Below are 20,375 nucleotides of genomic sequence, written 5' to 3'. Positions count from 1 at the left end.
CGCAGCCTTCGGCAGCGACTACATGAGTGGCATTACCACTCGGCAAAACTGCCATCGGCATGGCGCCAGATCGGGTTGCGCCAGCGGTGGCCAATCAACGCACGCTCCTGCACATACTCTTCGTTGATCTCGATACCCAGGCCCGGACCGTTGGGGATTTTTACAAAGCCTTTGTCGTAATCGAATACCGCCGGGTCTTTGACGTAGTCCAGCAGGTCGTTGCTTTCGTTGTAGTGGATGCCCAGGCTTTGCTCCTGGATAAAGGCGTTGTAGCAGACCGCATCCAGTTGCAAGCAGGCTGCCAGTGCAATCGGCCCCAGGGGGCAGTGCAAGGCCAGGGCCACGTCATAGGCTTCGGCCATGTTGGCGATTTTGCGGGTTTCCGTGATCCCGCCCGCATGGGACGCATCCGGCTGGATGATGTCGACATAACCTTCGCTGAGCACCCGCTTGAAATCCCAGCGTGAAAACAGCCGCTCGCCCAGGGCAATCGGTGTGCTGGTCAGCGGCGCCAGCTCTTTTAGCGCCTCGTAGTTTTCGCTCAGTACCGGTTCTTCGATAAACATCAGTTTGTACGCGTCCAGCTCCTTCATCAGGATCTTGGCCATCGGCTTGTGGACACGACCATGGAAATCCACCCCAATGCCGACATTGGGGCCCACCGCATCACGCACCGCCGCCACGTTGGCCAGCGCCAGATCGACCTTTTCAAAGCTGTCGACAAACTGCAGCTCTTCGGTGCCGTTCATTTTTATCGCGGTAAAACCCCGGCTCACGGCCTCTTTGGCTGCCCTGGCCGTGTCGGCCGGACGGTCGCCGCCGATCCACGAATAGACCCGGATCTTGTCCCGCACCTGGCCACCCAGCAAATCGCTGACCGACACCCCCAGCGCCTTGCCCTTGATATCCCACAGTGCCTGGTCGATACCGGCCAGGGCGCTCATGTGTACCGCCCCGCCACGGTAAAAACCGCCGCGATAGAGCACGGTCCAGATGTCTTCGATATTGCGCGGATCCTTGCCGATCAAGTAGTCCGACAGTTCATCCACCGCAGTGGCCACGGTGTGGGCGCGGCCTTCGACCACGGGTTCACCCCAGCCGGTCACGCCTTCATCGGTTTCGATCTTCAGGAACAACCAGCGCGGCGGAACCAGATAGGTGGTGAGTTTGGTGATTTTCATCGTGTTGTCTCTCTTGTTCGATGGGGCGCCACAGCGCCAGTCAGTTGGCCTGACGCCGGGCATTCCAGGCGTGCACGTAGGCTTTGGCGTTAACCGCCACTTGATCCGGGCTCATCCCGGGCTTGAACAGGCCGGAGCCCAAACCGAACCCGGATACCCCGGCATCGACAAACACCTGCATGTTGTCCGGGGTTATGCCCCCAACCGGGATCAGCAGCGTACCGGCGGGCAACACGGCCAGCCAGGCCTTGACCACGGCCGGGCCCATTTGCTCGGCCGGGAACATCTTCAGCACATCGGCACCTTCGGCCAGCGCAGCAAAGGCTTCGGTGGGCGTGGCGACACCCGGCGACAGGTACAAGCCCGCCGCCTTGGCCGCACGCAGCACGGTGGGATCGCTGTGGGGCATGACAATCACCTGCCCCCCCGCCGCTTTCACCTGCTCGACCTGTTGCGCCGTCAACACCGTGCCCGCGCCGACCAGGCAGTCGGCAGGCAAGGTGCTGCGCAAGATACGGATGCTTTCATAGGGCTGTGGAGAATTGAGCGGTACTTCCAGGGTACGAAAACCCTCTTCATACAGCACTTTGCCGATAGCTTGCGCCTCGTGTGGACGCAAACCGCGAAGAATCGCGATCAGTCCGTTTTTTGCCAGTGCTTGCTTGAGCATCTCAGGCCTCCAGATCAGTGTGTTGGAGCAACCCGGCCGCCTGGGCCAGGTGCCATAAACCTTGCTCGGTAGCCTGTTCTGCCAGGCTCACATCGGCGAATCCGCAGGCACCCAGTGCACGCCGGTAGCGCTCACAGAGTTGCGTATTGCCAATCAGAATGATCGCGGGCAGCGGTTTCCCGCCCCGGCGTCGGCGTAACACATTGCCCAGCGCGGCCAGCTCATGACCAATAAGCAGACCGGACACATAGTCAGGCTGCTGCACCGGGCTTAGCTGCCCGGTAAGGCTCAGGGTACGTGCGCTGAACAGCGTCGACAGCGGGCCGCGCTCGCCGTCCGGGGACAGCGCCACCTCTACGCCACGGGCAAATGCAGCGGCGTCAAACTGCGCAGCAGGCTGCTGGGTACGGCCCAGAATCGTGTGCTCGCAGACGGCGGCAAACAACTCGCCGGTCATGAAGGTATCGAAATGCACCAGACAGCCGTCCTGCACCTGCACCCATTTGGAGTGGCTGCCTGGCAGGCCGATCAAGCAATCGTTGAGATGAGGATGGGTTTGCAGGACGCCCAGTACCTGGGTTTCTTCGCCGCGCATGACGTTGGGCAGGGTTGAATGCTGGATCACGCCCGGCACGATATGGACATCAACTCCCTGCACGCTGCGTACCGTCTGCAAGGCTGTGCTCAAGTCCGCGAGGCTGGCAGGTGTCTCGCGGTAAGCCGCCTCAATCCAGCCCTGGGCGCTACCGACCATGCCGCAGGCAATGACCGGGATGCCGGGGTTGGCTTGCAGCCAGTCGGCACATGCCTCATCGAACGCCAGCTCAAAGCCGTCGGTACACCAGTGACCTGCAATTAACCGGGCGGTGTCCGGCAACTGCATGATCCCGCAAGCCAGCGAGCGCATTTTCAGCACCTGCCCGGCGGGGCCGAGTAAATAAGCACGAAGGGAGGTCGTACCCCAATCGAGCGCGATCAATTGCGCCTGCATCGCTTCACCTGTTTTGTTTTTAGCAGTGAATGCTGTGAGTCCGTGCAGGAGACTATAAACCGCCAGCGCTGTAAATCTCAATATATAAATATGCATCTCATATATAGGGATTTAATACACTTTAAACTCTGTAACCGCTGCCGCAGGCTGCGATGGGTTGGTGCGCCACTGCGACGTAGCGTCCTTAATCTTTTGATCAGGAATGAAGGCCCTTCGGCCCTTATCGCCGCCTGCGGCAGCGACTACAGAGACAGGACTCAGCGTTGCTTCAGGCGATCGATCACCACTGCCAGTAACAGGATCGAACCGCGAATCACGTACTGGTAAAACGTGTCGATGTTCTTCAGGTTCATCGCATTTTCGATAATGGCCAGAATCAGTACGCCAGCAATCACGTGGCGAATCATCCCTACCCCACCGCTTAGCGATACACCGCCCAGCACGCAGGCCGAGATCACGGTCAACTCGAAGCCCTGGCCGATCATCGGCTGGCCAGAGGTCATGCGAGAGGCAAGGATGACACCGGCCAGTGCACCTACCAGCCCGTGTACGGCAAAGATGATGATTTTGGTGCGATCAACATTGACCCCCGCCAGCAGGGCCGCTTCCGGGTTGCCGCCAATGGCCATGGTGTTGCGCCCATAGGTGGTGTAGTTGAGCAGCCAGCCGAAAAACACAAAGCACACAAGGGTGATCAGGATCGGCACCGGTACACCGAACCACTGGCCGTTGCCAAAGACAAAGAACGATTCCTGGGACACCCCCACCGCCTTGCCGTTGGCAAAGATGTAGGCCAGACCACGCACAATCTGCATGGTCGCCAACGTGGTGATCAACGCGTTGACCCGCAGCTTGGCGATGACAATTCCGTTGATCAGGCCAACGATCAGGCCCATGCCCAACGCAGCGCTGACACCCAGAAAGACACTGTCTGTGTCACGCATCACCACCGCAGCCACGACGCCGGAGCAGGCGATTACCGAGCCCACGGACAAGTCGAAATGACCCGACGCCAGGCAATAAAGCATGGTGCAGGCGGCAATCCCGGTGGTGGAAATCGCCAGCCCCAGGCCCCGCATGTTCAGCGGCGACAAAAAGTTGTCGATCAGCAAGGTACAAAGCAGGAAGATTGCCAGCGCCGCCAGCAACATCACCCAGTCGTCGAGGAAGCGACGCACGTCCAGGGGCTTACGCACAGGCGGCAGTGATGTGTTTTGAATTGTCATGTAAACCTCTCAAGGGATCACGCCTTCAACCGCGCTGGCGGGGCAAGGCCATCTGCAACAGGTTGGATTCATTGGCCCGGTCGCGAGGCAGTTCGCCGCACACCGCGCCTTCACACAGCACCAGAATGCGATCGCTGATGCCCAGCACCTCCATCAGGTCGCTGGACACCACGATGACCGCTATACCATTGGCCGCCAGGGTGTGGATGATCTGGTAGATCTCGGCCTTGGCGCCGATATCGATGCCTCGCGTCGGCTCGTCGAGCAGCAGCACCTTCATGGGCATCGACAACCAGCGCCCGAGAATGGCCTTTTGCTGATTGCCGCCGGACAGGTACATGATTTTTTGCGCCGCGCTCGGTGTCTTCACTTTCAGCGCCTTGATCTGCTTGTCGGCATTGGCGCGCTCCCACTTGCCACGCAGCAGCAAACCCAGGGTCGAATGAGCGCCACGGGCACTGATATTGATGTTCTCGGCGACGCTGGCGAGGGGGATGATGCCTTCCTTCTTGCGGTCCTCCGGGCACAGCAAGACCCCCGCACCGATCGCATCACGGGGCGAGCGCAACGTCAGTTCGGCCCCCTGCAATTCAAGGCGACCGGCGCTGTTGCGGGCCAGCCCGCCGAGCAGGCGCAACAGTTCGGTACGCCCCGCTCCCACCAGCCCGAACAGGCCCAGTATTTCGCCCTGGCGCACTTCGAAACTCACCGGCTCACGCAGGCCCGGACCGAGCAACCCCTGGACTTTGAGCGCGACCGCGCCGTGCTCGCGAGGTCGATAGTCATAAATATCCTGAATATCGCGACCGACCATGCACGTCACCAACTGGTCGTGGGTCAGGTCACTCATCTGCTCGAAGGTGCGCACGTAGCGGCCGTCCTTGAACACCGTGACCGCATTGCAGATACGGAACACTTCCTCTATCCGGTGCGAGACGTAGAGCACCACTTTTCCTTCGTCACGCAGGCGGGCAATGATTGCCATCAACCGATCGATTTCGCGGGCAGAAAGGCTGCTGGTGGGTTCATCGAAGGCAATCACGTGGGCGCCACGGGACAGCGCCTTGGCGATTTCCACCAATTGGCGCTGCCCCAGTGACAGACGTGCAATTTTCTCCTGCGGATCGATTTCATCCGCCAGGCCCTTGAGCAAATCCAGGGCCTGCTGACGCAGCAAGCGGCGGTTAATCAAGCCAAAACGCGCAGGCAAATGCCCCAGAAACAGGTTCTCGGCCACGGTCATTTCCGGTACCAGATGCAACTCCTGATGGATGACCGCGACCCCGCTGGCAATGCTTTCAGCAGTGGACTTGAAGGTCAGCGCCTGCTCACCGATTTGCAAATGTCCGCTGCTGGGCTGATAGGCGCCACCGAGAATCTTCAGCAGGGTTGATTTACCGGCACCGTTCTCACCCATCAGCGCATGAACCTGCCCCGGGTGAGCGACGAAACTGATATTGGCCAGCGCCTGTACACCGGGAAACTGCTTGCCGATGCCGTTGAAGCGCAAGCTGGCGGCGCCACTCCCCGGCGCGTTCAATTCCACAGACCGATCTTGGTCAGTTCTTCCTTGAAGTTGTCACGGGTAATCAGCGTTACCTCATCCATCGCGGTGTACAGCGGCGGCTCTTTACCCTCGGTGATCCACTCAAACATCATGGTCGCCGTCTTGTAGCCTTCAATATGCGGGCTGGGGAGCATGGAGCCGAAAAAGCCACTGTTGGCCTTTTTCAGTTCACCAATGGCGTCGGTGCCATTGATGCCGATGCCGATCACATTGGCGGGCGCAAACCCGGCACTTTCCGTGGCACGCACTCCGCCGAGCACAGTGCTGTCGTTCATCCCGCCAATGATCAGGTTCTTCGCGCCGCCGGGCAGTTTGACCAGCGCCGAGTTGGTGGCGTCCATACTGCCGGGCACGTCGAGGGTTTTAAGCGCGGAGTACAAAATGTGATCGTCTGGCAAGCCCGCGTCCTTCAAGGATTTGACTGAGCCATCCGTGCGCTTTTTAGCCGTATCCAGCTCGTTGAAGGTGTTAATCACCGCATAGGTGTCTTTCCAGTCCCAATTGCGATTTTTCGCTTCAGTGACCATCGCACTGCCCTGTTTCTGGCCCACTTCGAACGCCGCCATGCCCAGGTACGGGACCTCTTCCATAAACTTGCCGCTGGCGTCGACAAAGCGGTCATCCACGGCGATCACTTTCAAGCCGTTAAGCTTGGCCTTGGCCATGATGGCAGGGCCAAGGCCCACATCCGGCGGACAAATCACAAAACCCTGGGCGCCGTTGGCCGCCAGGCTATCGATGGCTGACAGGGTCTTCTCGCCGTCCGGCACGGCGATTTTGATCAGGGTAAAGCCTTTATCCTGGGCGGCTTTTTCAGCGAAGGCCCATTCGGTCTGGAACCAGGGTTCCTCCGCCTGCTTGACCAAAAAGCCGATCTTCACCGGGTCGCCCGCCTGCAGCCCACTGCTGAGGCTGAAGGCGGTAGCGGCCAGGGCCGCACAACACAGGGAACGGATACCGTGACGACGTTTCATGGCTGACTCCTTGTTTTTATTTTTAACGGTCTGCAGAACCAGTTGTGTCCGGGCAAGCGATCAATCGTGGTACATCACTGAGCGCCCACCATCGAGGGTGATGCACGAGGCATTGATAAACGGTGCTTCATCGCTGGCCAGGAACACGGCAGTCATTGCCACCTCAAGCGGCTGGCCGATGCGCCGTGGCGGGTGCAGGTCGAGTGCACGCTGACGCTCGGCATGGGGGTCGGCGAAACCGTTCCAGTAATCGACGTTGAGCTGCGTCTCGATATACCCCGGCGCGATGGCGTTCACCCGGATGCCCTTGGGTGCGTATTCGATGCCCAGGGCACGGGTCAGGCCCATCAGGCCGTGCTTGGCCACCGGGTACGGGAAACAACCTGGAATGATGTGGCTCGAATGGGTTGAGGCAATGTTGATGATGCTACCGATGCCTTGCTCGATCATCTGCGGCAAAACCGCCTTGCAGCCGTACCAGGCGCCATCCAGATCGATGGCGAAACAACGGCGCCAGTCTTCTTCGGTCATTTCCAGAGGGTCGCGGAACACGTTGACCCCGGCGCAATTGATCAGCACATCGACCCGACCGTGCAGTTGCAACGCCAGTGCGGCCTGGGCATGCAGGTCTGCCTGGCAAGACACATCGGCTCTGATTGCCCGCACATCCGCGCCTTGATCACGCCAATGGGCGGCAACTTTCTCCACCTTTTCGGCCTGGATATCGCTGATGACCATTTTCGCCTGTTGCGCCACGAAGCTGGCCACGATGGCTTCCCCAATACCTTGGGCGGCGCCGGTCAACAGTACGACCTTGTTCTTCAGGCGCTCACCACGAGGTGGTTCGGCTACGGGTGGCAATGCAAGAGGTTCAGCCATTGATCAAGACTCCTGGACACGACAAAAACCGGGCATCTGTCGATGACCGGTTAAAAAGCATGGGGGATTGGGCGGGACGTGCAGACGCGCTAGTGCGCAGGAGCACCCTGGGATAGTTCGGCATCACTTCACCTGTTTTGTTTTTTTAAGTGTGAGTGCGTAGAGCTGAGGCCGACTATAAACCCAGGGCTAATTAAATCTCAATATATAATTTAACATCCCATATTGTGGGAGATTATTGTTCGCGGGATGGCCTAGGCAGGCCCGATCGGGAAAAACTCCCCACCACTCCACACGCCCAGCCAGTTCCGCCCGTCGATCTTGCGCTCCACCGCCAGCTCTACCAGCTGGTAGAACACATTGCGGTGGATCAGGGCTTCAAGATTGCGCCGCACATGCACATAAGGCGCGGGCTCCTGGGTCTGGGGGTCAATGACGAAACGCAGCGGATGCTCGGAGCCGGCATTGATCGACTCGTCGACATGGGTGGTAAAACGCAGGACTTGCTGCTCGCCCTGCCCCGCCACGTCCAACGCCACCGCGACAAAAGGCGCGTCATCGACTTTGATGCCGACTTTTTCAACCGGGGTAATCAGAAAGTAATCATCGCCGTCGCGGCGAATGATCGTCGAGAAGAGCTTGACCATGGGTTTGCGGCCAATGGGTGTGCCCATGTAGTACCAGGTGCCATCGCGGGCAATACGCATGTCGATATCGCCGCAAAAGGCGGTATCCCACAAGTGAACGGGCGGCAGGCCTTTGTCGGCCCTGGGAATTTGCGCCAACAGGTTGCTGACGTCTACCGGCTCGCTCATGTTGCTCTCCTCGACTTATTGATCGCTCAAGCCTATCAAGCTGCGAGCGTACTTGGCGAGCGGCGGTCCGATCAGGTCTGCGGGCTTGTTGTCATGGAACGTCAGCAAACCGCCGCGGCTGCGAATGGTGGCGGTATCGATCAAATACTGGGTACTGGTCTCGATCAGCATCACCTGGATCACGCCACTGTCGATCCCCAGTCGGCTGATCTCTTCCTGGTCGAGCCATTCGTCGCTGTTGCCGATGCGGTCATCGGCCCGGGCAAAACGGGTGAACAGCAAGTAGTGAGCGCCAAAGCCCCTGGCTTCGGTCATTGCCTGATCGAGCCCGAGCGGCGCTTTGGCACGGCGCACCATGGGAAAGTATTCGACAAAACCGTTGAACGCCTCTTCGGCCACCACATTGGGGCGCACGTACGGATCGCCGACAGGGGCAAATGGCCCTTGGGCGATGTAGATAAAGGAGTCTGGCTGAATGCGCAGCGAGTTGCTGCGCCGGGTGTTGCTGTGATCGAGCATGCCTGCGTCACTCAGCTGATAACGCGCGCCCTCACCCAGATCGCTGAGCTTCATGCAGCCGCCGAGCGCCAATAAAGCCAGCCAAACAATCAGACCACGCATCCCGTTCTCCCGATGCCGGTGACAAAAAACCGGCGAATAGTCCCGTAATGCAGATTGCGCGCCAGTTTTAGCAGGTCACTGTTTGGCTGTGAAGACGGGCTTTAGCCGCCGATGATCTTCATCACCGTGGCACCACCGGAGAAAGCCACGTCCTGTTTGTCACCCAGGGCTTTCATCAGCAGGCCTTGCAGCGCAGGCAGCGCCTGGTGGCGAGGCTTGTTGAGCAGATCACCCACATAATGGCGATTGCTCGACGACAGGCAACCATGTAGCCATCCCGTGGAAGACAGTCGCAGCCGTGAGCACGTACGGCAAAACGGCACGCTCTCGTTGGCGATCACCCCGAAATAACCATGATCCGGGATCTGGTAGCGCACCGCCGTGGCATCGATTGGCGCATCGGCCTGCAAGTATTCGTAGCGCTCGCCAATCAGCGACAACAGCTGCTGCAAGCTGACGAACTGCTGCAGAAAGGCATTGCTGTCACTGGCCAGGTGGCCCATGCGCATCAGCTCGATAAAACGCAGTTCATAACCGCGCTCAAGGCAGTACTCCAGCAGCGGCATCACCTGATCCAGGTTCTGCCCGCGCAAGGGCACCATATTGACCTTGATCTTGATCCCCGCTTCCCGGGCCCGCTGCATGCCATCGAGCACCGTCGGCAGATCACCGCCACGGGCAATGCTGCGAAACGCTTCTGGATCAAGGGTGTCGAGAGAGACATTGAGACGCCGGATGCCCGCATCCAGCAGCAACGGCAACTTGCGTGCAAGCAATTGGCCGTTAGTGGTCAGGCTGATGTCGCTCAAGCCTAACTGCCCGACTTCACGCATAAAGGTTTCAAGCTTGGGGCTGACCAGCGGTTCGCCGCCGGTAATGCGCAAGCGCTCGATGCCAGCAGCCTCAATCAGATAAGCCACCCCGCGCACCATCGCTTCGGCCGACAGCTCATCCTGCGCGGCAACCAACCGCTTGCCGTTAGGCACACAATAGGTGCAGGCATAGTTGCAAGCGGAGGTCAGACTGATACGCAAGTTGCGAAAACGTCTGCCTTGGCGATCAACGATCATGGATGACTCCGGCGCGGGGGAAATGGGCCGCCGCAAAACCTGACTCATAAATCAGGTTTTGGCAAGACCCAAGCCTGATTATAAGCCTCAAGGCCATAAGCCATGAAGGCAAATACTGGCCGGGGTTACTCTACAGCCGGGGTATCGGTGTCACGCTTGCGCTTGTTGCCCATGCGTACGCCAATGTCCATCAGGAACTGAAAGAAGCCTTCCTGATCTTCCAGCACATTGCTCCAGAACGGCGAGTGATACAGCGCCACGGCGCCGTGCACCAGAGCCCACGCTGCGCAGTAATGGAAGTATGGCGGTACGTCTTCGAGCTTGCCTTCACTGATACGCCCCTTGATCAGCAGGGTCAGGCGTTCAAAGTTCGAGGCGCGGATCTTGTGCAGCTCTTCGACCAGTTCTGGCACCTGGTTGCCCTTCACCACCTTTTCTTCAAGGCGATCAAACAACCGGTAGCGCTGCGGATCACGCATGCGAAACTCAAAGTAGGCACGGGACAGCGCCTCTTTGTCTTTATCCACGTCGGCGGAATGCAGCAGCTCGTTCAAATCGCGCTCGTAGTCGAGCATCAGGCGCAGGTAGATCTCGGCCTTGGACTTGAAGTGCTTGTAGATCGTGCCTTTGCCGATACCCACGGCATCAGCAATCATCTCGACGGTGACACTGTCTTCACCCAGGTCGAGGAACAGCTTGAGCGCGGTATCGAGAATTTCTTGCTCGCGGCGACGAAACTCACGGACCTTACGGGGTTCTTTGTGCATAAGAAAAGGTCTGTTCGGGTCAAAATCGAAGCGGAGTATTATGCATTAGTCACACTAAATTGCACGGATCATCCTGCATATCGATGTGTTCAAACGATTTACCCGCGGCTCGCAGAGCACTCAAGCGAAGCTCGGGTATTCCAAATCTGTTTAAAAAACGATCAATCCTGGCTGGACGTTCGACAAAGCTGGCCAATACTTAACGTGTCGGCGTGACATCCCCCCCAAAGTGTCTCGCCGATTTAGGCAGCAACGGAATGTGTGCCTTTGTTTTACTCCTAATGGTCTTAACCCGAATTCCCCAGAGTTCGGGTTTTTTTTGCCTGCCTGTTTACTTTAAAAACTGTGGGAGCGGGCTTGCTCGCGATGCTGGCGCTGCGGCCTGAATGGATGCGCGCGGTGATGCTATCGCGAGCAGGCCCGCTCCCACGTCAGATTGACTGTGCAACCCGAGCCAGCGGAAACAGACGCTTGAAGTTTTCGGTGGTTTGCTCTGCAAAGCGCTCGTAAGACTCACCGCGCAACATGGCCAGGAACTCGGCGACTTCACGCACGTACTGCGGCAGGTTCGGTTTGCCGCGATAGGGAATCGGGGCGAGGTAAGGCGAATCGGTCTCGACCAGCAGGCGATCTGCAGGCACCTGACGGGCCACATCGCGCAGGGCATCGGCATTGCGAAAGGTCACAATCCCCGACAGCGAGATGTAGTAACCCATGTCCAGCGCCGCCTTGGCCATGTCCCAGTCTTCAGTGAAGCAGTGCAACACGCCAGCCTGGGGCAATGCCGCCTCACGCAGCAAGTTCAGGGTATCGGCGCGGGCGCCACGGGTGTGAATAACCACCGGTTTGCCGGTCTGTTGCGCCGCTTCCAGATGCACCCGGAACGACAATTGCTGCAACTCGGCGGCTTCAGGCTCGTAGTGGTAGTCCAGACCGGTTTCACCGATCGCCACTACCCTGGGGTGATTCAGCTCGCTCAACAGCCAGTCCAGCGCTGGCGCCGCTCCCGGCTGTACGTCCAGGGGGTGGACGCCCACCGAGCAATCCACATCGGCATACCGATCGGTCAGGGCTTTGACATCGGCCGCGTTGTCGGCGCTTACGCCGATACACAGAAAATGCCCGACACCGCGTTGACGCGCGGCCTCCAGAGCCGCGTCCAGCGAGCCGTCATGGGCGCTCAGATCAAGACGATCGAGATGACAATGAGAGTCAACCAACATACAAAAATTACCTGCTTATCAATTCAATCAAATCAGCGCTGGCCGGGCAGGCTTGCCCACTGCACCAGTAACGCCTCGACCAACAGATCACGGTTAAGGTTGGCCTTGCTCAAGACCTTCTGGCGCTGGGCAAGAATCCAGTCCTGAATGCTCAGAACCTTGTCCTGCGGGGTTTTCTGCGCCAGGTATTGCAGCACTTTGCGCATGTCTTCCAACCCGAGCCCGGCTTCGTCCTGGGTCAGTTGATAGCGCAGGATCAGGTTCGACCAGTCGCAAAACCAGTCAAACAGCAACAGCAGCGGGATGGCTTTCCAGCTTTCCGCCAGTTGACTGGCCGACAGCTCGCGCTTGAGCACCTTCTTGACGCCCTCCACCACCGCTGCCCGTTGTTCGCGAACACCCTGGGCCTGCAACTTGACGGCTCCCAGAGGCGATCCGGCGGCAAGGGTCAATAACTCGACCCGTTCAGCTTCGCCAGTATCAGGCAGGGCCTTGGCCAGCCATTCAAGGCTCAATGCCTGGCTCGGCAACGGGCACGCCTGCTGCACGCAGCGACTGCGGATGGTCGGCAACAGTCGACTGGACTGATGGCTGACCAGCAGCAGGATGGTGTTGCCGGAGGGTTCTTCAAGGCTTTTGAGCAAGGCGTTGGCGGCGTTGATATTCATCGACTCTACCGGCTCGACCAGTACCACCTTGCGCCCGCCCAACTGGGCGGTCTGCACCACAAAGCTGACCAGATCGCGCACCTGGTCGACCTTGATTGCCTTGTCAGCTTCTTCAGGCTCAAGAATGTAATGATCGGGGTGACTTCCCGCCGCCAGCAACGAGCAGGATTTGCATGTACCGCAGGCTTCAAGCCCAACCGGCTGCTTGCACAGCAGACTGGCCATCAGTCGTTCGGCCAGAGCCCGCTTGCCGATGCCCGCCGGCCCGTGCAGCAAATAGGCGTGGGCATGCTGCGCGCGCCCTGCCATTTGCTGCCACAGGCTGTCTTGCCACGGATAGGCCTCAGCCACGGTGCAAGCCCAGCAATTCTGGCAACAAGGCGTCCAGTTGCCCTTGAACCTGTTCGAGCGTCTGCGCGGCATCGATCAGGCGATAACGCGCAGGCTCTGCCTTGGCGCGCTCAAGGTAGGTGCTGCGCACCGCATCGAAAAACGTGCGACCTTCCTGCTCGAAGCGGTCAAGTCGACCCCGGGCACTGGCCCGGGCCATGCCGACTTCAATCGGCAGATCAAACACCAGGGTCAGATCAGGACGCAATGGACCCTGGACAAAGGTCTCTAGAGTCGCGATGCGTTCAAAGGACAACCCCCGACCGCCGCCCTGATACGCATAAGTGGCATCGGTAAAGCGATCACACAGCACCACCGCACCCCTGACCAACGCCGGGCGAATGACTTCGGCCAGATGCTGGGCGCGGGCTGCAAAGACCAGCAACAGCTCGGTGTCGGCACACATCGCATCATCACTGGGCGTGAGCAGCAGCTCGCGGATACGCTCGGCCAGCGGCGTGCCGCCGGGTTCGCGGGTCAGTACCACGTCGATACCTTCGGCGCGCAAGCGCTCTGCCAGGTACTCACGGTTGGTGCTTTTTCCTGCGCCTTCGGGGCCTTCCAGGGTAATAAACAAGCCAGTCACAGGCAGCAATCCTTAATCAGTGTCTTTCGGGCCTTGCGGCTCGGCCGGGGGACTCTCCGGCTCGGCAGCAGGGGTCGGCGCGGGGCTCGAACGGTAATCGGCCCTGCGCTTGATCTGGAATTCGCGCACCGCATTGTTGTGCGCATCCAGGTCATCGGAAAACGTATGGCTACCATCGCCCTTGGCCACAAAGTACAGGCTGGAGCCACTGACCGGGTGCAAGGCGGCATTAATCGCTTCACGCCCCACCATAGCGATGGGCGTTGGCGGCAAGCCAGGAATCGTATAGGTGTTGTACGGCGTGGGTTCGCGCAAGTGGGCCCGTGTCAGCTTGCCGTTGTAACGCTCGCCCAGCCCATAGATCACCGTAGGATCGGTTTGCAGCGGCATGCCGATTTTCATCCGGCGCACAAAAACCCCGGCAATTTGCCCGCGCTCCTGTGGCACACCGGTTTCCTTCTCCACCAGTGACGCCATGATCAGCGCCTGATAAGGGTTGGCATAAGGCACGCTCGGATCACGCTGCTCCCACTCCTGGGCAAGCACTTTCTCAAGACGGTCGTAGGCTTTTTCCAGCAACTGGGCATCGGTCATGCCGCGCACAAAGCGATAGGTGTCTGGAAAGAATCGACCTTCCGGAAATTCCCCGGCATGACCCAGCTTGGCCATGACTTCGCTATCGCTCAGGCCATCGAGGGTCTGTTCGATTTTTTCATGCTTGGCCAGAGCGCTGCGCACCTGGCGAAAATTCCAGCCTTCAACCAGAGTCAGGCTGTATTGCACCACTTCGCCACGCTGCCACAGACCAATAAGGTCCTGAGCGGTCATGCCCGGGGTCATGCGGTATTCACCGCTGTGCAACGGCTGGCCTTCAAGGTTGAAGCGCCAGTACACGCGCAACCAGAACGCGTCACGCAGCGTGTCGTCAGCTTCCAGACGATTGAACGTACCGGTCGGCGTGGCGCCAGCCGGTACATCGAGCAATTGTTCTTGCGTCAGATTGAGCGGTTGGTCGAGCGCAGAATTGAGCTTCCAGGCGCTAGCGCCCAGCAGCAAGCCCGCCAGCACCAGACCTGTCTCCAGCAGCACCAAGAATTTACGTTTCACGAATCAAACATCCAGTAGGGTGCGAGCAATGCCTTGCAGTTTACGGGTGAGTGGCCCCACCGGCCAGCTCAGGTCTGCAAATGCGCGCACGGGCCAAACGCCATACACGCTGTTACAGAGGAAGAGTTCATCGGCCTGTTGCAGCTGCGCAAGGCTGATGTCAGTAACCAGACAAGGAATGGCCAGGCGTTCGGCCTCGACCAGCAGTGCAGCCCGCATCACGCCGGCCACGCCACACCGGTGCAGGTCGGCGGTTATCAGAACCCCGTCACGCACCATGAACAGATTGCTGAACACACCTTCAATCACCCGTCCCGACGTGTCGCGCATCAAGCCCTCGGCGTAGGCCGGGTCTTGCCATTCGGATCGCGCAATGACCTGTTCGAGTCGATTGAGATGCTTGAGCCCCGCCAACAACGGCTGTTCAGCCAGACGGGTGGCGCAATCAAACAGCGCTATCCCTTGCAGCGCGTACGCTTGGGGATAAGCCGCAGCCGGACTGGCCTGAAGAATTCGTCGAGGCAAAGCCCCGGTGGACGCGCCATAACCACGCTGACTATCGCCACGGGTCAGGATGAGCTTGAGGACGCCCTCGCCCATCGCTTGCGCATATGCCAGCAATTCGCTGCGGATCAATGCCTGATCCGCAACAATCGCCAGCCGGGAACAACCGAGCGCCAGACGCTGCATATGCAGTTCCAGCAGCAGCGGTGTGCCAGCCTTGACGGCGATGGTCTCAAACAGACCATCACCGTAGGCCAGCCCACGGTCTTTGAGCGACGCAAGAGCGTTCGCCGGCTGACCGTCGACCCAGCTTTGCATCAGTCGGCGTACCGACGGAACACCAACGAACCGTTTGTGCCGCCAAAACCGAATGAGTTGGACAGCACCACGTCGATCGGCATTTCACGCGCGGTGTGCGGCACGAAGTCCAGATCGCAGCCTTCATCAGGCTCGTCGAGGTTGATGGTCGGCGGGGCAATCTGGCTGTTGATGGCCAATACGCTGAAAATCGCCTCGACCGCGCCCGCTGCACCCAACAGGTGACCGGTCATGGACTTGGTCGAACTCACCGCCAGTTTGTAGGCGTGATCACCAAACACCGACTTGATCGCCGACACTTCTGCCAGATCGCCAGCAGGGGTCGAGGTGCCGTGGGCGTTGATGTACTGCACTTGATCAGCGTTCAGCTGGGCGTCACGCAGGGCATTGGTAATGCAGCGGGCCGCACCTGCACCATCGGCCGGAGGCGAGGTCATGTGGAAAGCGTCACCGCTCATCCCAAAACCGATCAGCTCGGCGTAGATGGTCGCACCACGCGCCTTGGCATGTTCAAGCTCTTCGAGCACCAGCGCACCGGCACCGTCAGACAATACAAATCCATCACGGCCTTTGTCCCACGGACGGCTGGCACGGGTTGGATCGTCGTTGCGGGTCGACAACGCACGGGAGGCACCAAAGCCGCCCATGCCCAGGCCGCAGGCGGCCATTTCGGCGCCGCCGGCAATCATCACGTCGGCTTCGCCGTAAGCAATGTTGCGAGCTGCCATGCCAATGCAATGCGTACCGGTGGTACAGGCAGTCGCGATGGCATAGTTAGGCCCCTGTGTACCCAGATGGATAGACAGAAAACCGGAAATCATGTTGATGATCGAACCGGGCACGAAAAACGGAGAAATCCGTCGCGGGCCTTGCTCGTGCAAGGTACGGCTGGTTTCTTCGATATTGGTCAGACCGCCAATACCCGAACCCATTGCCACACCGATGCGCTCACGATTGGCGTCGGTAACTTCAAGGCCGGAATTACGCACAGCCTGAAACCCAGCTGCCAAACCGTATTGAATAAACAGGTCAAGTTTTCGGGCTTCTTTGACGGAGAGGTAATCCTCAACGTTAAAGCCCTGTACCGAGCCGCCAAAACGGGTGGAATAGGCAGAAAGATCCGTGTGTTCGATCAGACCAATGCCACTTCGGCCTGCCAGAATGCCTTGCCAGGTGCTCGGAACATCCGCACCCAGTGGCGACAACATCCCCATACCGGTGACTACGACGCGTCTACGCGACACAGCACTCTCCTTTATTCTATTGACGACACTTTGCATCACGCCTAAAGAAAAAACCGCACGCCAGAGCGGCAGTGCGGTTTTTCCATGACAGCGAGCAACGATTACAAACTATTACGCCTGGTGGCTAGTAACGTAATCGATAGCGGCTTGTACAGTAGTGATCTTTTCAGCTTCTTCGTCAGGAATCTCAGTCTCGAATTCCTCTTCCAGAGCCATCACAAGCTCAACGGTGTCAAGGGAGTCGGCACCCAGGTCTTCAACGAAGGAAGCGGCATTGGTCACTTCTTCTTCTTTAACGCCCAGTTGCTCGGCAACGATTTTCTTGACGCGCTCTTCGATGGTGCTCATACCTTGTTTTCACTCCTAATGGACAAATTCAGGCAGCTGGCCAGTGGGCAAGTGTATCGAAAGCCTTTTCAGTTTTTCAACTGAAAGCTTTGCACTCACACCGCAACAACCGGCTGCCTATAAATAGATTGCAGCTTTATAACGGATTTTAGACAGCTCGTATGACATTTTTTTGAAGCAACCCGTCACATTTAACTCATGTACATCCCGCCGTTGACCGGGATTGTAGCCCCTGTCACGTAGGCTGCACCGTCAGATGCCAGGAAAGCGACCACGTTTGCGATCTCTTGAGCCTGGCCCAAACGGCCCAGCGGAATCTGCGTCTGCAAGGCTTCGCGCTGTGCCTCTGGCAATTCACGGGTCATATCGGTATCGATAAAGCCCGGAGCTACCGAGTTGACAGTGATCGAGCGCGAGCCCACTTCACGTGCCAGCGCACGACCGAAACCTTCAAGGCCTGCCTTGGCGGCGGCGTAGTTTACTTGGCCTGCGTTGCCCATGGCACCCACAACAGAGCCAATATTGATAATTCGTCCCCAACGGGCCTTGGTCATGCCACGCAAAACCCCCTTGGACAGGCGATACAGACTGTTCAGGTTGGTATCGATAACGTCATGCCATTCGTCATCTTTCATGCGCATCATCAGATTATCGCGGGTGATCCCGGCATTATTGACCAGAATCGCCGGAGCACCGAACTGCTCCTGGATGCTCGCCAGCACCGCAGCAACCGATTCGCTGCTGGTGACATTGAGTTCCATGCCAGTGCCCTGAACACCGTTTTCTTTCAGGGTGGCAGCAATACGCTCGGCACCGGCTTGCGAAGTCGCAGTGCCGATGACAACGGCGCCCTGACGACCCAACTCCAATGCGATAGCCTGGCCAATGCCACGGCTTGCGCCTGTTACCAGTGCAACTTTACCTTGCAAGCTCATGCAGGCTTCTCCTGATTCAGACCAGAGCCAATCGCGCAGCGGCGAAGGCATCCGGGGTATTCAAATTGTGGGTCGTCACGCCTTCAGCGCAACGCTTGCTGATGCCTACCAGGACCTTGCCCGGACCGCACTCAACCAGATCAACCGGGCCGCCAGCCGCAAGCACCTGTACCGACTCTACCCAGCGCACTGGCTTGTACAACTGTTCGAGCAAGTCGCGCTTGAGGGTTGGCAAATCGGCTGCAACAGCGGCACTGACGTTCTGCACCAAGGCAATGGTCGGCATTTTCCAGTCAATCGCCTCGATGGACTCGGCAAAACGCTCAGCGGCAGGACGCATCAGCTCGCAGTGCGAAGGCACGCTCACCGGCAACGGCAATGCACGTTTGGCGCCTTTGGCCTTGCACAGTTCCATGGCGCGCTCAACAGCAGCCTTGGCGCCAGCGATCACGACCTGGCCCGGCGAGTTGAAGTTCACTGCGCTGACCACTTCACCTTGCGCCGCTTCGGCACAGGCCGCCAGCACGTCAGCATCTTCCAGGCCCAGGATTGCCGCCATGGCACCCTGGCCGGCCGGTACGGCTTCTTGCATCAGTTGACCGCGACGCTCAACCAGTTTGACCGCCTCAGCCAATGTCAGGCATTCGGCAGCAACCAACGCGCTGTACTCGCCCAGGCTATGGCCTGCAACAAAGTCAGGGCGCTTGCCGCCTTCGGCCAGCCACAGGCGCCACAGGGCAATCGAGGCGGCCAGAATGGCAGGCTGGGTAATATCGGTTTGATTCAGCTTCTCTGCAGGACCTTCCTGGATCAGCGCCCACAGGTCGTAACCCAGAGCAGCGGAAGCTTCTTTAAATGTTTCCAGGACCAGCGGATGCTCCGCGCCCAGCTCGGCCAACATGCCGAGGGACTGCGAACCCTGCCCTGGAAAGACAAATGCGAGGGATGTAGACATGTAACAAGCCCCTAATGATCTTGTCGTCGGAGAATTGACGTCCTACCGTAGTGGACGCAAGAAACTGACAGTTGGATGGCTGATTGGACTGAGCGGTCACATTTAAGCATCCGCCCGGCAAAACGCCTACGGCAACAACCCTTCAAGGCGTCCATACAAACGCTTTGGCAGGTCTTCATGGATTTCAATCAATGCCCGCTCTATCGCACTCTGAAAGCCCTGAGCACCTGCCGAACCGTGACTCTTGATCACAATCCCCTGCAGCCCGAGAAAGCTCGCACCGTTATGACGCGCGGGCGCCAGGTCGGCCTGCAGGCGCCGCATCAACGGCAACGCCAGCGCACCTACACAGCGACTGAACAGGTTACGCCTGAACACCGCCTCAAGCCTGCTCGAAATCATGGTGGCAAGGCCTTCGCTGGACTTGAGCATGATATTGCCGACAAACCCGTCACACACCACCACGTCAGCCTCGCCACGGTACACACCATCACCCTCGACAAAGCCGATGTAGTGCAGTCCGGACGCCGCCTGCAACAACGCAGCCGCCTCTTTGACCTGCTGATTGCCCTTGACGTCTTCGGTGCCGATATTGAGCAAGGCAACCCGTGGACGAAGCACGCCCAGCGCCTGCGCCGCCACCGACCCCATGACTGCAAACTGGAACAACTGCCCGGCCGTGCAATCGACATTCGCGCCCAAGTCCAGCAACTGACAGTAGCCCGTCTGGGTCGGCACCGCCGCCACCATCGCCGGACGATCGATCCCCGGCAAGGTCTTGAGCACATGCCGGGACAACGCCATCAGTGCGCCGGTATTGCCGGAACTGACACAGGCTTGCACCTTGCCATCACGGAGCAACTCCAGCGCCACACGCATGGAAGAGTCAGGCTTGCTGCGCAAGGCATTGGAAGGCCGCTCATTCATGGCAATCACTTCAGAAGCAGGAGTAATCGTCAGGCGCGAGCGATCCACAGCCGAATGGCCAGCGATCAAGGTTTCAAGTATGGAGGGTTGACCGACGAGGGTCAGGTGTAACGAGGGAGTTGCAGACAGGCAAGCAATGCAGGCCTGAACAATGCTGCGGGGACCGAAGTCCCCGCCCATTGCGTCGATCGCGATGACCTGAGCGGACAAGTGATTACTCGTCAGCGCCCTTGTCGATCACTTTACGACCACGGTATACGCCTTCTGGCGATACGTGGTGACGCAGGTGAATTTCACCGGTGGTTTTTTCTACGGACAGAGTGCTAGCCGAAAGAGCATCGTGCGAACGACGCATGTCACGGGCAGAGCGGGATTTTTTGTTCTGCTGAACAGCCATAATTAATTAACT

22 protein-coding genes are annotated in these 20,375 nt (G+C 58.8%); all 22 read right to left on the bottom strand.

Annotated features, from left to right (window positions below; genetic code table 11):
- Positions 1 to 32: 32 nt before the first annotated feature.
- The 22 genes from dgoD to rpmF all read right to left on the bottom strand — a co-directional run bounded on the left by dgoD (position 33) and on the right by rpmF (position 20,363).
- Complete coding sequence (dgoD, locus tag AACY07_RS06070) at positions 33 to 1,181, bottom strand: galactonate dehydratase (protein ID WP_019827958.1); 1,149 nt, start codon at positions 1,179 to 1,181, stop codon at positions 33 to 35.
- A 40-nt stretch (positions 1,182 to 1,221) separates the two neighbouring features.
- Complete coding sequence (locus AACY07_RS06065; RefSeq protein WP_339473898.1) at positions 1,222 to 1,851, bottom strand: 2-dehydro-3-deoxy-6-phosphogalactonate aldolase; 630 nt, start codon at positions 1,849 to 1,851, stop codon at positions 1,222 to 1,224.
- Position 1,852: 1 nt separating this feature from the next.
- The gene (locus AACY07_RS06060; RefSeq protein ID WP_339473896.1) at positions 1,853 to 2,842 is read right to left on the bottom strand and encodes a 2-dehydro-3-deoxygalactonokinase; all 990 of its coding nucleotides are present in this window, start codon (positions 2,840 to 2,842) and stop codon (positions 1,853 to 1,855) included.
- A 257-nt stretch (positions 2,843 to 3,099) separates the two neighbouring features.
- On the bottom strand, positions 3,100 to 4,068 hold the full coding sequence (araH, locus tag AACY07_RS06055; RefSeq protein ID WP_339473894.1) for an L-arabinose ABC transporter permease AraH: 969 nt from the start codon (positions 4,066 to 4,068) through the stop codon (positions 3,100 to 3,102).
- A gap of 25 nt (positions 4,069 to 4,093) precedes the next feature.
- On the bottom strand, positions 4,094 to 5,614 hold the full coding sequence (gene araG / locus AACY07_RS06050; protein WP_339473891.1) for an L-arabinose ABC transporter ATP-binding protein AraG: 1,521 nt from the start codon (positions 5,612 to 5,614) through the stop codon (positions 4,094 to 4,096).
- The gene (locus AACY07_RS06045) at positions 5,605 to 6,609 is read right to left on the bottom strand and encodes a substrate-binding domain-containing protein (protein ID WP_133075639.1); all 1,005 of its coding nucleotides are present in this window, start codon (positions 6,607 to 6,609) and stop codon (positions 5,605 to 5,607) included. Before AACY07_RS06045 ends, araG begins: the two co-directional genes overlap by 10 nt.
- A gap of 60 nt (positions 6,610 to 6,669) precedes the next feature.
- On the bottom strand, positions 6,670 to 7,488 hold the full coding sequence (locus tag AACY07_RS06040) for an SDR family oxidoreductase (protein WP_219262521.1): 819 nt from the start codon (positions 7,486 to 7,488) through the stop codon (positions 6,670 to 6,672).
- Positions 7,489 to 7,742: 254 nt separating this feature from the next.
- Positions 7,743 to 8,303 (bottom strand): DUF1285 domain-containing protein, encoded by a 561-nt coding sequence (locus tag AACY07_RS06035; protein WP_339473889.1) that lies wholly within the window; start codon positions 8,301 to 8,303, stop codon positions 7,743 to 7,745.
- A gap of 15 nt (positions 8,304 to 8,318) precedes the next feature.
- Positions 8,319 to 8,924 (bottom strand): DUF4823 domain-containing protein, encoded by a 606-nt coding sequence (locus tag AACY07_RS06030; protein WP_219262522.1) that lies wholly within the window; start codon positions 8,922 to 8,924, stop codon positions 8,319 to 8,321.
- Between the two features lie 101 nt (positions 8,925 to 9,025).
- The gene (locus AACY07_RS06025) at positions 9,026 to 9,994 is read right to left on the bottom strand and encodes a GTP 3',8-cyclase MoaA (RefSeq protein ID WP_133075643.1); all 969 of its coding nucleotides are present in this window, start codon (positions 9,992 to 9,994) and stop codon (positions 9,026 to 9,028) included.
- Positions 9,995 to 10,119: 125 nt separating this feature from the next.
- Entirely contained in the window at positions 10,120 to 10,761 is a 642-nt protein-coding gene (locus tag AACY07_RS06020) for a TetR/AcrR family transcriptional regulator (protein WP_019827947.1), read from the bottom strand.
- Between the two features lie 431 nt (positions 10,762 to 11,192).
- A complete protein-coding gene (locus AACY07_RS06015; protein ID WP_339473887.1) occupies positions 11,193 to 11,984 on the bottom strand; it encodes a TatD family hydrolase in 792 nt (263 codons plus the stop codon).
- Between the two features lie 32 nt (positions 11,985 to 12,016).
- Positions 12,017 to 13,003, bottom strand: a complete 987-nt coding sequence (locus AACY07_RS06010) for a DNA polymerase III subunit delta' (RefSeq protein WP_339473886.1) — start codon at positions 13,001 to 13,003, stop codon at positions 12,017 to 12,019.
- Complete coding sequence (tmk, locus tag AACY07_RS06005; RefSeq protein ID WP_219262524.1) at positions 12,996 to 13,628, bottom strand: dTMP kinase; 633 nt, start codon at positions 13,626 to 13,628, stop codon at positions 12,996 to 12,998. Before tmk ends, AACY07_RS06010 begins: the two co-directional genes overlap by 8 nt.
- A gap of 12 nt (positions 13,629 to 13,640) precedes the next feature.
- Positions 13,641 to 14,735, bottom strand: coding sequence for an endolytic transglycosylase MltG (gene mltG / locus AACY07_RS06000; protein WP_326398306.1), 1,095 nt, complete (start codon positions 14,733 to 14,735; stop codon positions 13,641 to 13,643).
- A gap of 3 nt (positions 14,736 to 14,738) precedes the next feature.
- Positions 14,739 to 15,557 carry an aminodeoxychorismate lyase gene (gene pabC / locus AACY07_RS05995; RefSeq protein ID WP_339473884.1) on the bottom strand — a complete coding sequence of 273 codons (819 nt, stop codon included), beginning with the start codon at positions 15,555 to 15,557 and terminating at the stop codon, positions 14,739 to 14,741.
- Positions 15,557 to 16,801, bottom strand: a complete 1,245-nt coding sequence (fabF, locus tag AACY07_RS05990; RefSeq protein WP_133075676.1) for a beta-ketoacyl-ACP synthase II — start codon at positions 16,799 to 16,801, stop codon at positions 15,557 to 15,559. Before fabF ends, pabC begins: the two co-directional genes overlap by 1 nt.
- A gap of 111 nt (positions 16,802 to 16,912) precedes the next feature.
- Complete coding sequence (gene acpP / locus AACY07_RS05985; protein WP_016779952.1) at positions 16,913 to 17,149, bottom strand: acyl carrier protein; 237 nt, start codon at positions 17,147 to 17,149, stop codon at positions 16,913 to 16,915.
- 191 nt (positions 17,150 to 17,340) lie between these two features.
- Entirely contained in the window at positions 17,341 to 18,084 is a 744-nt protein-coding gene (gene fabG / locus AACY07_RS05980; protein ID WP_133075677.1) for a 3-oxoacyl-ACP reductase FabG, read from the bottom strand.
- A 16-nt stretch (positions 18,085 to 18,100) separates the two neighbouring features.
- The gene (gene fabD, locus AACY07_RS05975) at positions 18,101 to 19,039 is read right to left on the bottom strand and encodes an ACP S-malonyltransferase (RefSeq protein WP_133075678.1); all 939 of its coding nucleotides are present in this window, start codon (positions 19,037 to 19,039) and stop codon (positions 18,101 to 18,103) included.
- 126 nt (positions 19,040 to 19,165) lie between these two features.
- Positions 19,166 to 20,176, bottom strand: a complete 1,011-nt coding sequence (gene plsX, locus AACY07_RS05970) for a phosphate acyltransferase PlsX (RefSeq protein WP_133075679.1) — start codon at positions 20,174 to 20,176, stop codon at positions 19,166 to 19,168.
- 4 nt (positions 20,177 to 20,180) lie between these two features.
- Positions 20,181 to 20,363: a 50S ribosomal protein L32 gene (gene rpmF, locus AACY07_RS05965; RefSeq protein ID WP_003442519.1), complete on the bottom strand. Its 183-nt coding sequence runs from the start codon at positions 20,361 to 20,363 to the stop codon at positions 20,181 to 20,183.
- Positions 20,364 to 20,375: the final 12 nt, after the last annotated feature.

The sequence above is a fragment of the Pseudomonas sp. RL_5y_Pfl2_69 genome (assembly GCF_963970465.1).
GTDB lineage: Bacteria > Pseudomonadota > Gammaproteobacteria > Pseudomonadales > Pseudomonadaceae > Aquipseudomonas.
This window is presented reverse-complemented; position numbering and strand designations above follow the sequence as displayed.

Bases quoted from the DNA above. Each gene is read 5' to 3' on its own strand.
- AACY07_RS06015 (WP_339473887.1), bottom strand. From the start codon at position 11,984: ATGTTGGTTGACTCTCATTGTCATCTCGATCGTCTTGATCTGAGCGCC.
- AACY07_RS06030 (WP_219262522.1), bottom strand. From the start codon at position 8,924: ATGCGTGGTCTGATTGTTTGGCTGGCTTTATTGGCGCTCGGCGGCTGC.
- AACY07_RS06045 (WP_133075639.1), bottom strand. From the start codon at position 6,609: ATGAAACGTCGTCACGGTATCCGTTCCCTGTGTTGTGCGGCCCTGGCC.
- AACY07_RS06020 (WP_019827947.1), bottom strand. From the start codon at position 10,761: ATGCACAAAGAACCCCGTAAGGTCCGTGAGTTTCGTCGCCGCGAGCAA.
- rpmF (WP_003442519.1), bottom strand. From the start codon at position 20,363: ATGGCTGTTCAGCAGAACAAAAAATCCCGCTCTGCCCGTGACATGCGT.
- pabC (WP_339473884.1), bottom strand. From the start codon at position 15,557: ATGCAAAGCTGGGTCGACGGTCAGCCGGCGAACGCTCTTGCGTCGCTC.
- acpP (WP_016779952.1), bottom strand. From the start codon at position 17,149: ATGAGCACCATCGAAGAGCGCGTCAAGAAAATCGTTGCCGAGCAACTG.
- fabD (WP_133075678.1), bottom strand. From the start codon at position 19,039: ATGTCTACATCCCTCGCATTTGTCTTTCCAGGGCAGGGTTCGCAGTCC.
- araH (WP_339473894.1), bottom strand. From the start codon at position 4,068: ATGACAATTCAAAACACATCACTGCCGCCTGTGCGTAAGCCCCTGGAC.
- AACY07_RS06025 (WP_133075643.1), bottom strand. From the start codon at position 9,994: ATGATCGTTGATCGCCAAGGCAGACGTTTTCGCAACTTGCGTATCAGT.
- AACY07_RS06040 (WP_219262521.1), bottom strand. From the start codon at position 7,488: ATGGCTGAACCTCTTGCATTGCCACCCGTAGCCGAACCACCTCGTGGT.
- fabG (WP_133075677.1), bottom strand. From the start codon at position 18,084: ATGAGCTTGCAAGGTAAAGTTGCACTGGTAACAGGCGCAAGCCGTGGC.
- AACY07_RS06065 (WP_339473898.1), bottom strand. From the start codon at position 1,851: ATGCTCAAGCAAGCACTGGCAAAAAACGGACTGATCGCGATTCTTCGC.
- AACY07_RS06060 (WP_339473896.1), bottom strand. From the start codon at position 2,842: ATGCAGGCGCAATTGATCGCGCTCGATTGGGGTACGACCTCCCTTCGT.
- AACY07_RS06035 (WP_339473889.1), bottom strand. From the start codon at position 8,303: ATGAGCGAGCCGGTAGACGTCAGCAACCTGTTGGCGCAAATTCCCAGG.
- dgoD (WP_019827958.1), bottom strand. From the start codon at position 1,181: ATGAAAATCACCAAACTCACCACCTATCTGGTTCCGCCGCGCTGGTTG.